15 protein-coding genes and 1 riboswitch are annotated in these 13,086 nt (G+C 74.1%); of the genes, 5 read left to right on the forward strand and 10 right to left on the reverse strand.

Annotated elements, in window-relative coordinates; translation table 11 throughout:
- From amaP to ACIPXM_RS34675, 5 genes are read right to left on the reverse strand one after another with little or no spacing between them, the layout of a single operon-like run.
- Positions 1-588, reverse strand: a complete 588-nt coding sequence (amaP, locus tag ACIPXM_RS34655; protein ID WP_401663898.1) for an alkaline shock response membrane anchor protein AmaP — start codon at positions 586-588, stop codon at positions 1-3.
- A gap of 4 nt (positions 589-592) precedes the next feature.
- Positions 593-1,252 (reverse strand): DUF6286 domain-containing protein, encoded by a 660-nt coding sequence (locus tag ACIPXM_RS34660; protein WP_401663901.1) that lies wholly within the window; start codon positions 1,250-1,252, stop codon positions 593-595.
- Complete coding sequence (locus ACIPXM_RS34665) at positions 1,249-1,641, reverse strand: Asp23/Gls24 family envelope stress response protein (protein ID WP_401663958.1); 393 nt, start codon at positions 1,639-1,641, stop codon at positions 1,249-1,251. The genes ACIPXM_RS34660 and ACIPXM_RS34665 overlap by 4 nt, the downstream gene beginning before the upstream one ends.
- A gap of 14 nt (positions 1,642-1,655) precedes the next feature.
- The gene (locus ACIPXM_RS34670; protein ID WP_116161682.1) at positions 1,656-1,847 is read right to left on the reverse strand and encodes a hypothetical protein; all 192 of its coding nucleotides are present in this window, start codon (positions 1,845-1,847) and stop codon (positions 1,656-1,658) included.
- A gap of 48 nt (positions 1,848-1,895) precedes the next feature.
- On the reverse strand, positions 1,896-2,378 hold the full coding sequence (locus ACIPXM_RS34675; protein WP_401663904.1) for an Asp23/Gls24 family envelope stress response protein: 483 nt from the start codon (positions 2,376-2,378) through the stop codon (positions 1,896-1,898).
- A gap of 92 nt (positions 2,379-2,470) precedes the next feature.
- On the opposite strand from ACIPXM_RS34675, the gene ACIPXM_RS34680 reads away from it, so the two are divergent.
- Positions 2,471-3,175 carry a hypothetical protein gene (locus ACIPXM_RS34680; RefSeq protein WP_401663906.1) on the forward strand — a complete coding sequence of 235 codons (705 nt, stop codon included), beginning with the start codon at positions 2,471-2,473 and terminating at the stop codon, positions 3,173-3,175.
- Between the two features lie 15 nt (positions 3,176-3,190).
- Here the strand turns inward: ACIPXM_RS34680 and ACIPXM_RS34685 are convergent, their stop codons facing one another.
- From ACIPXM_RS34685 to ACIPXM_RS34695, 3 genes are all read right to left on the reverse strand, one after another.
- A complete protein-coding gene (locus ACIPXM_RS34685; protein WP_401663909.1) occupies positions 3,191-4,015 on the reverse strand; it encodes an enoyl-CoA hydratase/isomerase family protein in 825 nt (274 codons plus the stop codon).
- A gap of 141 nt (positions 4,016-4,156) precedes the next feature.
- Positions 4,157-4,378 carry a helix-turn-helix domain-containing protein gene (locus ACIPXM_RS34690; protein ID WP_006123601.1) on the reverse strand — a complete coding sequence of 74 codons (222 nt, stop codon included), beginning with the start codon at positions 4,376-4,378 and terminating at the stop codon, positions 4,157-4,159.
- Between the two features lie 341 nt (positions 4,379-4,719).
- Entirely contained in the window at positions 4,720-6,318 is a 1,599-nt protein-coding gene (locus ACIPXM_RS34695) for an ABC-F family ATP-binding cassette domain-containing protein (RefSeq protein WP_401663911.1), read from the reverse strand.
- A 380-nt stretch (positions 6,319-6,698) separates the two neighbouring features.
- Here ACIPXM_RS34695 and ACIPXM_RS34700 point away from each other — a divergent pair, with 380 nt between their 5' ends.
- Positions 6,699-7,589 carry a neutral zinc metallopeptidase gene (locus ACIPXM_RS34700; protein ID WP_401663913.1) on the forward strand — a complete coding sequence of 297 codons (891 nt, stop codon included), beginning with the start codon at positions 6,699-6,701 and terminating at the stop codon, positions 7,587-7,589.
- A gap of 89 nt (positions 7,590-7,678) precedes the next feature.
- A complete protein-coding gene (locus tag ACIPXM_RS34705) occupies positions 7,679-8,080 on the forward strand; it encodes a VOC family protein (protein WP_401663915.1) in 402 nt (133 codons plus the stop codon).
- 43 nt (positions 8,081-8,123) lie between these two features.
- Here the strand turns inward: ACIPXM_RS34705 and ACIPXM_RS34710 are convergent, their stop codons facing one another.
- Both ACIPXM_RS34710 and ACIPXM_RS34715 read right to left on the reverse strand, forming a co-directional pair.
- Positions 8,124-9,578, reverse strand: coding sequence for a hypothetical protein (locus ACIPXM_RS34710; RefSeq protein ID WP_401663918.1), 1,455 nt, complete (start codon positions 9,576-9,578; stop codon positions 8,124-8,126).
- 171 nt (positions 9,579-9,749) lie between these two features.
- Entirely contained in the window at positions 9,750-10,877 is a 1,128-nt protein-coding gene (locus tag ACIPXM_RS34715; protein WP_401663921.1) for an alpha/beta hydrolase, read from the reverse strand.
- 394 nt (positions 10,878-11,271) lie between these two features.
- Here ACIPXM_RS34715 and ACIPXM_RS34720 point away from each other — a divergent pair, with 394 nt between their 5' ends.
- Positions 11,272-12,564 (forward strand): anion permease, encoded by a 1,293-nt coding sequence (locus ACIPXM_RS34720; protein WP_401663923.1) that lies wholly within the window; start codon positions 11,272-11,274, stop codon positions 12,562-12,564.
- 16 nt (positions 12,565-12,580) lie between these two features.
- Positions 12,581-12,802, forward strand: a complete 222-nt coding sequence (locus ACIPXM_RS34725) for a hypothetical protein (RefSeq protein WP_401663926.1) — start codon at positions 12,581-12,583, stop codon at positions 12,800-12,802.
- 116 nt (positions 12,803-12,918) lie between these two features.
- A riboswitch (cobalamin riboswitch) is annotated at positions 12,919-13,072 on the forward strand.
- Positions 13,073-13,086: the final 14 nt, after the last annotated feature.

A 13,086-nucleotide genomic window follows, 5' to 3' on the forward strand; every position in this document is an offset into this window, starting at 1 on the left:
TCAGGTCACCCGGCGGGCCCGGTGCTTGACCGCGCGCAGCCGGGCCTCGGTGGGCAGCGCGGAAAGGCCGGTGGCGGTACGGGCGTTGCCGAGCGCCTCGGTCGCGAGCGTGGTCAGCGCGTCCGCCGGGGAGGCGTACGGCTCCAGGAGCAGCGCGACCCGGGTACGGGGGGCGGTGCGCCGCCCGTGCAGCATCACCCGGGCCCGGGCGACGCCCTCCTGGGCCGCCGCGTCGGCCTCGACGACGGCCTCCAGGGCGCGGCCGCGCAGCAGGGCCGCGTCGCCGTCGCCGCTGTCCACCACGACCTCGGCGAGCCGGGCCCGGCGGAACTGGACGACCAGCCACCACAGGGTGAGCAGCACCACGAGCCCGAGCAGGGCGATGACCGCGGGCCACCACCAGCTCTCGGCCCGCCAGTGCTGCCGCTGGGAGCGGGTGAGCAGCACGTCGTCGGCGTCCGACCAGGGCCACCAGGACGGCACGGCAAGGCCGAGTCCGGCGGCGAGGACGGCGCCGCCGCCGAGGAACAGCACGAGCCCGGCGAGGCCGAGCACGATCCGGTTGACGCGCCGAAGCAGCACCGTCACCGCCTCACCCCTTCCTGGGCGGCCTGGCCACCCGTACGGTCAGCGCCGGCGGGAAGGCGAGGCCGAGTTCGTCGATGCCGCCGGCCAGGACGGTCTCCAGGTCGGCGCGGACCTCGTCGAGTTCGCGGAAGTGCGACAGGGCCCGGACGCCGACCTTGGCGCGGCCCATCCTGACCCGTACCGACTGCACGCCGGAGACCTCCATGGCCCGGTCGCGCAGGGCGAGGGCGGCGGCCTCCCGGTCGAGTCCGGCGCGGACGTCGGGGTGTTCGCGGCGCATCGGCAGCACCGCGCGCAGCCCCGGGGTGAGGGCGAGCAGCGCGAGCCAGAGGCCGAGCAGCATGGCGACGGCGGCGGCGGTCAGCACCCAGGTGTTGTCGAGCGGCCGGGTGGCCAGCTCGTCGGCGAGGGAGCGGCGCCAGGACATCGCGGAGTGGTCGGCGCGGACGGCGGCGACGTCGTAGAGGAGCAGCCCGGCGGCGCCGAGCAGGACGACGCCGACCAGGGCGGCCGGGATCCGGCGCACGGCCCAGAACCGGCGCACGGGCGGGGTGCCGGGGGCGGGTTCGGGGCGGTGGTGGCTGTCGTGGCGGTCCGGCCGGTCCGGGTCGCCGAGCACGGGCACCGGTCCGCCGGTGGGTCCGGGGGGCGGTCCTGTGGTCATCGCAGGTGCCCCCGCTTGTCGTGGTCGTGCGCGGTCAGCGGCGAGTGGAGTTTCTCGACGTGGACGGCGACCTCGTGCACGTCGAGGCCCGCCAGGGTCTCCACCCGGTGGCGGACCCGGCCGCGGACGGCGCCGCACTGGCGGCCGATGTCGGACGGGTAGGCGAGTTCGAGGCTGACCGAGACCCGGGCGCTGTCCCGGTGCACCACCACGGTGGCGTGCGGCGGCTGGCCCCCGTCCGGGACCGTGCCGATCGCCTCGCGGGCGGCCCGGGCCGCGATCTTGGCCACCACCCGGTCGGCGATGGTGGTCGCGCCGCGTTCGGCCGCGCCCACCCGTTCACCCCGGGTGCCGGGGGCGGGGCGCCGGGCCCCCGGGTGCTTCGCCAGGTCCGGCACCCGGGTCACCGCCGCCGGTCGCCGCGCTCACGGCCCCGGAAGAGGTCGCCCGCCTCCAGGTCGCCGTCGAGGAACCGCCCCGCCACGAAGCCGATCGCGCCCAGGGCCGCGACCAGCAGGAAGGCACCGAAGCCGCCGAAGTACCCGGCGAAGCCGAGCGCCATGCCGGCCACCAGGCCGACCACCGCCATGCTCATGCTGCGTCCTCTCCGCTCGCTCGTACCGCTCGTACCGGGGGCTGTCGGCTACTGGAGCCGCGACTCCGGTTCGTCCTCCTCGTCGTCGGGCAGCTTGACGTCGCTGACCGCGATGTTGACCTCGACGACTTCGAGGCCGGTCATCCGCTCGACGGCGGCGACCACGTTCTCCCGCACGGCGGCCGCGACATCGGCGATGGAGACGCCGTAGTCGACGACGATCTCCAGGTCGAGCGCGGTCTGCACCTCGCCGACCTCGGCCTTGACGCCCCGGGTCACGCCGGACTTGCCGCCGCCACCGCCGGGGACCCGGTCCCGGACGGCGCCGAGGGTGCGGGAGAAACCGCTGCCCATGGCGTGCACGCCGACCACGTCACGGGCGGCGAGCCCGGCGATCTTCTCGACGACGCCGTCGGCGATGGTGGTACGGCCGCGGGAGGCGGGGTCGCCGCCGCCGCGCCGGGTCACCGGGGAGCGTTCCTGGCCCTGACCCGGGCCGGACTTCTGGTCGGAGTGCGCGTTGTCAGCCATCGCCACCCGTCCCTTCTGTGGGTTTTCAGCTCATTCGCTCACATTAAGGCCGCTTGCCCGGTCTCGCGCCGGGGATGCGGCAGGCTTGCGCCATGACGACGGACCGGTTGTTGCCGCTCGGTGAGGCGGCGGACGGCGCGTGGCTCGCGGAGCGGGTGGCGCGGGCGGTACTGGGGGCGGCGGCCCGTGGGGTGCCGGGGGTGCGGGCCGAGCGGCCGCGGTTCCGGCTCGCCGAGGACGCGGCGGGCGACGGCGGGACGGCGCCCTTCCCCGTACCGCCGGGCGGGTTGCCGCCGGGGCCGCTGCGGGTGGCCCTGGACTTCGCGGCGGTGGCCGGGCGGCCGCTGCCGGAGCTCGCGGACCGGGTACGGGCGGCGCTGCGGGGCGCGGCGGAGGGGGTGCTGGGCCTGGTGGTGGCGGAGGTGGACCTGCGGGTGACGGAGCTGCTCGACCCGGGCCAGGACGGGGCGGCGGGCCCCTCGGCCGATCCGTCGGCCGCCCCTTCGGTGGACCCGGCCGGGAATCCGGCGGACCCCGCTGGGCCGCCCGGGCGAACCCTGCCGCCCGCCCCCGGTCACCCCGCAGCCCTGGCCGCCCTCGCGGTGCCGGGCGTCGCGGGCCTGACCGACACCTTCGGGCCGCCGCTGCACCGCCCGCCGGACGGCGGTCTGCGGATCGAGGTGGCGGTGACGGCCGGCCGCCGTCTCCTGGACGTGACCCGTGCCCTGCGCACGGCCGTGACCGCCGCCGCCCCGGAGGCGACGACGGTCACGGTGGTGGTGTCGGAGCTGCGCTGAGCCTTGAGTCGACGGCTAGTCGCCGAGGCCCGCGAGGTCGCGCAGGCGGCGGGCCTGGGCGGCGCGCTCGGCGGTGCGCTGGGCCTCGTAGGTGCGGTCACCGGCGCCCTGGAGCAGGGCCTTGGTCTCGATGAGGGCGTCGCGCGGCGCGGCGAGCAGGGCGGCGGCGAGGTCCCGTACCGCGCTGTCGAGGTCGGTGACGGGCACGGCGAGGTTGGCGAGGCCGGTGCGCTCGGCCTCCTCGGCATGCACGAAGCGCCCGGTGGCGCAGATCTCCAGCGCCCGGGCGTAGCCGACCAGGGAGACGAGCGGGTGGGTCCCGGTGAGATCGGGGACCAGACCCAGGCTGGTCTCGCGCATGGCGAACTGCACGTCGTCGGCGACGACCCGCAGGTCGCAGGCGAGCGCGAGCTGGAAGCCCGCGCCGATGGCGTGGCCCTGGACGGCCGCGATCGACACGAGGTCGCTGCGGCGCCACCAGGTGAACGCCTCCTGGTACTCGGAGATGACCGCGTCGAGGTCCGCGTCCGAACCGCGCGCGAGGTCGAGGAAGGACGGCTCTCCGTCGAAGCCCTCGGGCGTGAACGCCTGGCGGTCGAGACCGGCGGAGAAGGACTTGCCCTCGCCCCGCAGGATCACGATCCGCACGTTGCCCGGCACTGACCTACCGGCCTCCGTCAACGCCCGCCACAGAGCGGGAGACTGGGCGTTGCGCTTCGCCGGGTTGGTCAGGGTCACCGTGGCAATGGCGTCCTCGACGGTGAGCCGTACACCGTCCTTGTCGAGAACGAGCACAGTGGGCTCGGAATCGTTGTGCTCGGAGTTGTCGAGCGTCGTCATGGGGCGCCTCCCGGTCACGGTGCAGCACGGGTATCGGCATCAGCTGCCGATGCTAAGTGACTGCACAGTAACCACCCGGTCGACCCTACGGTCGACCGGGTGGCCACCGAGGGAACCGGTGGACCGATCGAGCCGCCCCTGTCAGGCCGAGGCCGCCTTCTTGCCCCGGGTCGCTCCGCCGCGTCCGCGCAGCGTGACTCCGGATTCACTGAGCATCCGGTGGACGAATCCGTAGGAGCGGCCGGTTTCCTCGGCCAGCGCCCGGATGCTCGCACCGGAGTCGTACTTCTTCTTCAGGTCTGCCGCGAGCTTGTCGCGCGCGGCGCCGGTCACCCGGCTGCCCTTCTTCAGAGTCTCGGCCACCCGTGCCTCCTCATGGGAAGTGCGCTCTGGACTTCTCATGATCACCCCTCTCGGACGTCCTGGCCACCCATTCGACAAGGTCCGTGCCAAGACCTTGGGCCGAGCGGAAGCGGACGACACGACTGGAATTGATCGTTCCGAACGGCCCGCGCGCTCGCCGAAAACGTCAGGGCCGAGGAATCAGCAGGTCAGCGCGGGTGCACCGGAAACACGACGGTGCGGACCCAGGCGGAAGGATTCCGCAGGGCCCGCACCAGGAGTACGAGACCGTCTCACTCAGATGAAGGATCACCCATCAGCCGAATGATCCAGGCCACCATGATCCAACCGTGGGGACCGGGTCAGGCCAGCGCGACCAGGTCCGCGTAATCCGGGCCCCACAGGTCCTCGACACCGTCCGGGAGCAGGATGATCCGCTCCGGGTCGAGCGCCTCGACGGCGCCCTCGTCGTGGGTGACGAGCACGACCGCGCCCTTGTACGTGCGCAGCGCGCCGAGGATCTCCTCGCGGCTGGCCGGGTCGAGGTTGTTGGTGGGCTCGTCGAGCAGCAGCACGTTCGCCGAGGAGACGACCAGGGTCGCGAGCGCGAGCCGGGTCTTCTCGCCGCCGGAGAGCACCCCGGCCGGCTTGTCGACGTCGTCGCCGGAGAACAGGAAGGAGCCCAGCACCTTGCGGACCTCGACCAGGTCCAGGTCGGGGGCGGCGGAGCGCATGTTCTCCAGGACGCTGCGCTCCGGGTCCAGGGTCTCGTGCTCCTGGGCGTAGTAGCCGAGCTTGAGGCCGTGGCCGGGGGTGACCTCGCCGGTGTCGGGCTGCTCGACGCCGCCGAGGAGGCGGAGCAGGGTGGTCTTGCCCGCGCCGTTGAGGCCGAGGATGACCACGCGCGAGCCCTTGTCGATGGCGAGGTCGACGTCGGTGAAGATCTCGAGCGAGCCGTAGGACTTCGACAGGCCCTCGGCGGTGAGCGGGGTCTTGCCGCAGGGCGCGGGCTCCGGGAAACGCAGCTTGGCGACCTTGTCGGAGACGCGGACCGCCTCAAGGCCGGACAGCAGGCGCTCGGCGCGCTTGGCCATGTTCTGCGCGGCGACCGTCTTGGTGGCCTTGGCGCGCATCTTGTCGGCCTGCGAGTTGAGGGCGGCGGCCTTCTTCTCGGCGTTCTGGCGCTCGCGCTTGCGGCGCTTCTCGTCGGCCTCGCGCTGCTGCTGGTAGAGCTTCCAGCCCATGTTGTAGACGTCGATGACCGAGCGGTTGGCGTCCAGGTAGAAGACCTTGTTGACGACGGTCTCGACCAGGTCCACATCGTGGGAGATCACGATGAAGCCGCCGCGGTAGGTCTTCAGGTAGTCGCGCAGCCAGACGATGGAGTCGGCGTCGAGGTGGTTCGTGGGCTCGTCGAGGAGCAGGGTGTCGGCGTCCGAGAAGAGGATCCGGGCGAGCTCGATGCGACGGCGCTGACCGCCGGAGAGGGTGTGCAGCGGCTGGCCGAGCACCCGGTCGGGCAGCCCGAGGGCGGCGGCGATGGTGGCCGCCTCGGCCTCGGCCGCGTACCCGCCCTTGGTGAGGAACTCGGTCTCCTGGCGCTCGTACTGCTTGAGGGCCTTCTCGCGGGTGGCCCCGGCGCCGGTGGCGATGCGCTCCTCGTTCTGGCGCATCTTGCGGATCAGCACGTCCAGGCCGCGGGCGGAGAGCACGCGGTCGCGGGCGAGCACGTCGAGGTCGCCGGTGCGCGGGTCCTGCGGGAGGTAGCCGACCTCGCCGGAGCGGGCGATGGTGCCCGCGGCGGGCTGGCCCTCACCGGCCAGGCACTTGGTGAGCGTGGTCTTGCCCGCTCCGTTGCGGCCGACGAGACCGATGCGGTCGCCCTTGGCGACGCGGAAGGAAGCGGACTCGAGGAGGACGCGGGCGCCGGCGCGCAGCTCGATGCCGGTGGCGGTGATCACGGACAGACTCCAGGGCGGTGGGAAACGGCGGAGGACGGCTGGGTGAGGGCTTCGACGCCGCTAGTGCACGGGGAGAATGGCCATAAGGGCCAGTCTAACGGGCGCCTGCAACTGGTTTTCGGCCACGCCGGGACGTCGCCAGGAGTACGGGCGGGGGCGCCGCCGGGGGTACGACCGGGCCGGAAGGCCCGGCTCCGCCCCGCCCGGGGCCGCCCCGGAGCCGCCCCGGGGCCCGCTCCGGCCGACACCACCGAGGGCCGTCGGGTGTCCGGGGCACCCCCGCCCGGCACCCAAAAAGGGGTGAAGGTCACCAAACTGGTCAATACTCGGCGCAGGGCGGCGACAGGCCGCGGCCGCCCGCGACGCGGAGGGTGGTGGCCATGCAGTTCGACGACGACGCCGATCTGGACACCTCGGAGGTCAAGGACGTCCGGGGCAGCCGCATCCCCGGCGGCAAGGCCACCGTCGGCGGCGGGATCATCGGCTTCATCGCGCTGATCCTGGGCGTCCTGTTCGGGGTCGGCCCCGAACAGCTCGGGCTCTCCTCGGGCGGCGACGAACCGGCCGCCAGCTCCTCCTCCGCCGCCCAGGTGGAGCAGACCTGCAAGTCGGGCAGCGACGCGAACGCCCGGCAGGACTGCCGGATCGTGGCGGTCGTCAACAGCGTGCAGGACTTCTGGCGGTCCGAGTACGCCCGGCGCGGCGGCCGCTACACGGACGCCCGCACGGTGCTGTTCAGCCAGCGGGTGCCCACCGCCTGCGGCAACGCCACCTCGGCGGTCGGCCCCTTCTACTGCCCCGGCGACCGGCAGGTCTATCTGGACCTGGGCTTCTTCGACGAGCTGCGCAGCAAGTTCGGCTCGTCCGGCGGCCCCTTCGCGCAGGCGTACGTGGTGGCCCACGAGTACGGCCACCATGTGCAGAACCTGCTCGGCACCCTGTCGAAGTCGCAGGACGGCCGGACCGGCGCCGACTCCAACGCGGTCAAGGTGGAGCTGCAGGCCGACTGCTACGCGGGGGTGTGGGCGCGGCACGCGACGACCACCCCGGACGACAAGACCGGCCGCCCGCTGCTGAAGAAGCTCACCGACCAGGACATCCGCGACGGCCTGGACGCGGCGGCGGCGGTCGGCGACGACCGGATCCAGGAGCGCTTCCAGGGCCGGGTCACCCCGGAGAACTGGACGCACGGCTCGGCGGCCCAGCGCCAGCAGTGGTTCTACCAGGGCTACCGCACCGGCGACATGGCGCAGTGCAACACCTTCCGGTGACTCGTCGGCGGGTCCGGCTCGTTGTCGGTGGCGCCTGGGACAATGAGACCCAGGTCACATTCGAGCCGCGTCGAGAGGAAGTGATCGGGATGACCGAGGCACCCGACATCTGCCCCACCCTGCGCTACGAGGACGCCAAGGCCGCGATCAAGCAGCTGACGGAGGCGTTCGGCTTCACCGCCCACGCCGTGTACGAGGGCGAGGACGGGCGCGTGATGCACGCCGAGCTGACCTACGGCAACGGCATGGTGATGCTCGGCAGCTCGGGCACCGGGAGCACCTACGACAAGCTGATGGCCGAGGCGGGCCCGGTGGGCGTCTACGTCCATGTGACCGACGTCGACGACCACCACGCCCGCGCCGTGGCGCACGGCATGGAGATCGTCATGCCGCCCACCGACCAGGACTACGGCTCCCGGGACTACATGGCCCGGGACGCCGAGGGCAACGTCTGGAGCTTCGGGACGTACGCCCCCGGCGCCACCGGCTGACCCACCGGCCCGCCGGGTCGGTCGCGGCGGCCATGGGGCCGGGTCAGGCGCCGCCGGTGTGGACCTGGAAGGCGGCCCGGCGGACCGCCTTGGCCAGGGCCGGGTCGGGGTGGGCGGCGGCCAGCGCGACCAGGACCTGGACGGTACGGGGATGGCCGATCGCGCGGATCTCGTCGAGGAGCGCCGGGACGGTGCCCTGGACGGCCGAGTCGAGGTGGCGGACCAGCAGGGTGCTCTCGCCGTGGTCGGCGACGGCGGCCGCGGTGTCCACCCAGAGCCAGGTCGCCTCCTCGCGGGTGAGCACCTCGGGCGCCTCCTCCGGGTCGGCGCCCTCGTACTCGGCGAGCCAGAGCAGCGCGTACGGGCGGAGCGGGGGTTCCGTGCGGGCGGCCCGGACCTCGGGTTCGGCGGGGGCGCCGACCACCCGCAGGGCCTCGAAGGCGAGGCCGCGCAGCAGGGCGTCCTCGCCGCGGGCGACGGCGAGGAGTTCGGCGACGGCGCTGGACAGCGTGCGGGCGGCCAGCCAGGCGCGGTACTCGTCGCGGGCCGGGCCGGGGGTGAGCCGGGCGCAGCCGCGCAGCATGTCCTCGGCGGACTGCTCGATGTTGCCCGCCGGGCTCTGCGCGGCGACGCAGATCTGCTCCAGCTTGACCCAGACCGCCCAGTTGCCGAGCGGGGTGAGGGTGGCGTGCCGTCCGTCGGGCGCGGTGGCCAGGGTGAGCGCGCCGACGGCGGCGAGTCCGGCCAGGGCCCAGTCGAGCAGCGTGGGCAGCCCGGGGCCGGTCGCGGGGTCGGAAGCGGAAGCGGAACCCGGGGCGGGAGCGGAAGCGGTCGCGGTGCCGGGTGCCTGGGGTGCGGTGCCGGGCGGCGGGACCTCGCAGCGCTCCTCGCGGAGCTCGTCCACGCGCTGGCCGAGCAGGTCGAGGAGCCCGGCCACGGCCACCGGTCCGGCGGAGAGCTGGAGCAGCGAGAGGACCTGGGGCACGGCCTCGACGACCTCGGCGACGGCGCCGGGCGCGGTGTCGGCCGGGGCCGGGTGGACCAGGGACCAGGCGTCGAAGAGGGCGACCCAGCCGCGCAGCACGGCGGAGTCGTCCCGGTCCCAGGCGTGCAGCCGCCAGCCGGGGCGTGCGGTGTCGCCGTGCAGCTCGATCAGTCCGGCCAGCCTGGCCCGGTCCCAGCCCGCGCCGACCTGGGCCGGGGTCAGACCGAGGGCGGCGGCGGCGCGTTCACCGTCCTGGCCGGGGAAGCCGGTGTGTCCGGTGTGCCCGGCGGGCCGGTCGACGGCCGCCCAGCGGGCGATCCGGACGGCGTCGGCGAGCACCGCCCTGGCGTGGGCGGCGAGCTCCGCGCGGGGCGGGGTGCCCTCGGGCGGCCGGGGGGCCGGGCGGGTGCGCCGGGCCGTCACGGCCTTGCGGGCGGTGGCGAGGGCCCCCGGCCGGACGAGGCGGAGTCTGGAGCCCCGCGCGATGGATTCATCGGGCTGTCGAGACGTCACGGAGGGCAGTCTTCCCGCTGACGGCCCGAAAGCCCAATCGGAATCGGCAACGCCGCCGCCACGCCCCCGGCTTCGCCCGGCCGGCCGGGTCCCGGGGCACCGCGCGGGCGGGCCGCAAGCCCTTTCCCCCGGGCGGCGCCGGGGCGGCGCCCGGCCGGTGCCGGGGAGGCGTCAGACCAGCGGGGTGAGGAAGCGGCGCAGCGCCTCCTCGTAGCGCAGCGGGTCGGCGTTCCACATCGCCGCGTGCGGGGCCTGCCGGACGGTGGTGAGGGTGACGAGGTCGGGGCGGAGTTCGGCGAGCCGCCGGGAGTGGTCGTAGGAGGCGATGGTGTCGTCCGGGCCGTGCAGCAGGAGGACGGGGACGCGCAGGGCGTCGGGGTCGGCGGCCTCCTGGAGGCGGTCGCCGTGCAGTCCGGTGCGGCCCTGGGCGGCCCGGACGGCGAGCGGGAGCAGCGGTCCTGGCACCCGGCGGGCGGCGGCGAGGTTGCGCAGGGTGCCTTCCCAGTCGAGCACGGGCGAGTCGAGGACCAGGCCGCCGATCCGGTCGCGGACGCCGGAGCTCGCGGCGGCGTGCAGGGCCATCGCGGCGCCGGTGCCCCAGCCGTGCAGGACGACGGTGCGGGCGCCGCGGCCGACGGCGAAGCGGATCGCGGCGTCGACATCGCGCCATTCGGAGTCGCCGAGATGGGCGAGGCCGTCGGGTGCGGCGGGCGCCCCGGGGTCGCCGCGGTAGGCGGGGACGAGGACCGGGATCTGCCGGGCGTGGAGGAAGGGGAGCACGTTGAGCGGGTGCTCGCGGGTGGTGCCGAGGCCGTGCAGGGCGATCACCCAGGTGGTGCGGGCGCCGGGCACGAGCCAGCCGGGCAGCGGGCCGAGCTCGCCGAGGATCTCGACGTCCTCGTAGGGCAGCGCGAGGGCGGTGCCGGGGGTGCCGCGGTGCAGCTGGGGGGTGAGCCGGACCCGGGCGCCGGGGCCCGGGGTGCCGAGCTCGACCCGTTCGAGGCGGCGGACGACGGTGTCGGCGGTGTGCGGCACCCGGTCGAGGACGGGGCCGATCACCGCGTGCAGATCGGTGCCCTCGATCCCGTACGTGCCGGGGCGCAGCGCGGCGATGCTGCGGGTGAGGGTGATCCGGCCGGGTGCCGTGGCGTGCACGGTGAGCCGGGGGTCCCCGGGGAAGGGGCGTCCGGACGGCACCGCGAGGGCGACGTCGCTGGCGTACCGGCCGGCCGCCACCGCGGCCGCGCCGAGACCTATCACTGTGGTGACGGCCGCTGCCGTCGCTGTAGCCGGGCGCACGCTCCCAGTGTCGGCAGCGGACCGTCGGCCTGCCACCGGGCGGGCCCGCCCGGGGTGACGTGCGTCTCCCCCCGGGAGCCGTCGGGGGGTCGTCCGGGGGCCCGCGCCGGGGCGGCCCGGCAGGCCGTGGCGTCCATGGGGTGATACGGGACGGCGGTGGCGAAGTCGGTCCTGGAGTGCGGTGTCCGGTATTCGCCGGTATTACCCGGGGTCGCACCTGTTCGCATCGTGGACAGCGGGCGGACACCCGCGCGCGCCCGAGGGGACGGAGGAGAGGAAGCGGAATGAGCCAAGCCTGGATCGGGCAACCCCACCGCCCGGCTCAGTTCATCTTCCGTTCACCCAGGTTGCCTACGTTCAACGCGCCACTGACGTCAAACGATTGCCTGGGTAAATGGAACACATCACGCTGCTGCTCGCGATTGTGGTCGTGACAGCTCTCGTGTTCGATTTCACGAACGGTTTCCACGACACCGCCAACGCGATGGCGACGACCATCTCGACCGGTGCTCTCAAGCCCAAGACGGCGGTGGCCATGTCCGCCGTGCTCAACCTCGTCGGCGCGTTCCTCTCCGTGGAGGTCGCCAAGACGATCTCCGGCGGCATCATCAACGAAGAGGGCATCCGCACCGAGGTGATCTTCGCGGCGCTTGTCGGCGCCATCCTCTGGAATCTGCTGACCTGGCTGCTCGGCCTCCCGTCGAGCTCCTCCCACGCACTCTTCGGCGGTCTGATCGGCGCCGCGGTGATGTCGGCCGGCTGGTCCGCCGTCAACGGCCCGACCATCGTCACCAAGGTCCTCATCCCGGCCGTCGCCGCGCCGATCGTCGCCGGTCTTGCCGCCATGGCGGCGACCAAGCTGACGTACAAGATCAAGGCCAACCCCGAGGCCAGGGCGACCGCCAAGGGCTTCCGGGCCGGGCAGATCGCCTCCGCCGGTCTGGTCTCGCTCGCCCACGGCACCAACGACGCCCAGAAGACGATGGGCATCATCACCCTCGCGCTGGTCACCCAGGGCGTCGTCGCGCCCGGCGCGAACCCCCCGCTCTGGGTCATCGTCTCGGCCGGTGTGGCCATCGCGCTCGGCACCTACCTCGGCGGCTGGCGCATCATCCGCACCATGGGCAAGGGCCTCACCGACCTCCAGCCGCAGCAGGGCTTCGCCGCCCAGACCAGTGCCGCCACGGTCATCCTGGCCTCCTCGCACCTCGGCTTCTCGCTCTCCACCACCCAGTCCTGCTCGGGTGCCGTGATGGGCGCCGGGCTCGGCCGCAAGGGCGGTGTGGTCCGCTGGTCCACCGCCACCCGGATGTTCGTCGCCTGGGGCCTCACCCTCCCGGCCGCCGGTCTGGTCGGCGCCGCCGCCGAGTTCCTGACCAAGCAGGGCACCTGGGGCATCGTCGCCGTCGCGATCCTGCTCGTCGCCGGTTCCGGCGTCATCTGGTCGCTGTCCCGCCGCAAGCCGGTGGACCAGCACAACGTCACCGCCGACGACCTCGACCACCCGGGCGCCCCGGCCCCGGCCGCCGAGCCCGCGGGCGTCGTGACCACCGCCATCGCGGCCGTCACCCCGCCGCCCCCGGCCGGCACCTTCGCCGCGGTCACCGGCCAGGACCTGCGGACCACCATCCCCACCCCGAACCCCGCGGACCCCGCCGCTCCCCCGGCCCCCGCCGCCGCGGTCTGAGGAACTGGAACCACACATGAAGATCGACTGGGCAGCTCTCGGCTCCGTCTTCGGAGTCAGCCTCGTGGCGACCGTCGCCCTCGTGGGCCTGTTCACCCTGGGCATCGTCGGCCTCGCCAAGCAGGAGGAGGCCGCCGCGAGCGGCGGCTCCGCCGCACTGGCCCGCACCGGCGCCTACGTCTGCTTCGCGCTCTGCGCGGCGGCCGTGTCGTACGGCATCTATCTGATCGTCGCCTGATCACCCTAGGCGCACGCACACCACGGCGGACGGCCGGCACCCCACGGTGCCCGCCGTCCGCCGTGTCTGTGGCGCTCCGCACAGCGACTCCTCGCAGGTCAAGGGTGAGTTGACGGCTGTTCGCACAGCGTGGTGGACTGCCGGGGCCATTTACGGCGGCATGAAGAGGAAGTCCGGTGCGATTCCGGCGCGGTCCCGCCACTGTGACCGGCCTCGGGGACACCCCTGGCGCCGGGAGTCAGGAACTCTGCCGCCGGTCACGTCGAGCCAGGGCGCGGACCCTG

The organism is Streptomyces sp. NPDC090025, assembly GCF_044748125.1.
In the GTDB taxonomy this organism is placed as follows: Bacteria; Actinomycetota; Actinomycetes; order Streptomycetales; family Streptomycetaceae; genus Streptomyces.

Coding starts and splice junctions, on each gene's coding strand:
- ACIPXM_RS34660 (WP_401663901.1), bottom strand. CDS start 1,252: ATGACCACAGGACCGCCCCCCGGACCCACCGGCGGACCGGTGCCCGTG.
- ACIPXM_RS34670 (WP_116161682.1), bottom strand. CDS start 1,847: ATGAGCATGGCGGTGGTCGGCCTGGTGGCCGGCATGGCGCTCGGCTTC.
- ACIPXM_RS34675 (WP_401663904.1), bottom strand. CDS start 2,378: ATGGCTGACAACGCGCACTCCGACCAGAAGTCCGGCCCGGGTCAGGGC.
- ACIPXM_RS34680 (WP_401663906.1), top strand. CDS start 2,471: ATGACGACGGACCGGTTGTTGCCGCTCGGTGAGGCGGCGGACGGCGCG.
- ACIPXM_RS34685 (WP_401663909.1), bottom strand. CDS start 4,015: ATGACGACGCTCGACAACTCCGAGCACAACGATTCCGAGCCCACTGTG.
- ACIPXM_RS34700 (WP_401663913.1), top strand. CDS start 6,699: ATGCAGTTCGACGACGACGCCGATCTGGACACCTCGGAGGTCAAGGAC.
- ACIPXM_RS34705 (WP_401663915.1), top strand. CDS start 7,679: ATGACCGAGGCACCCGACATCTGCCCCACCCTGCGCTACGAGGACGCC.
- ACIPXM_RS34720 (WP_401663923.1), top strand. CDS start 11,272: ATGGAACACATCACGCTGCTGCTCGCGATTGTGGTCGTGACAGCTCTC.
- ACIPXM_RS34725 (WP_401663926.1), top strand. CDS start 12,581: ATGAAGATCGACTGGGCAGCTCTCGGCTCCGTCTTCGGAGTCAGCCTC.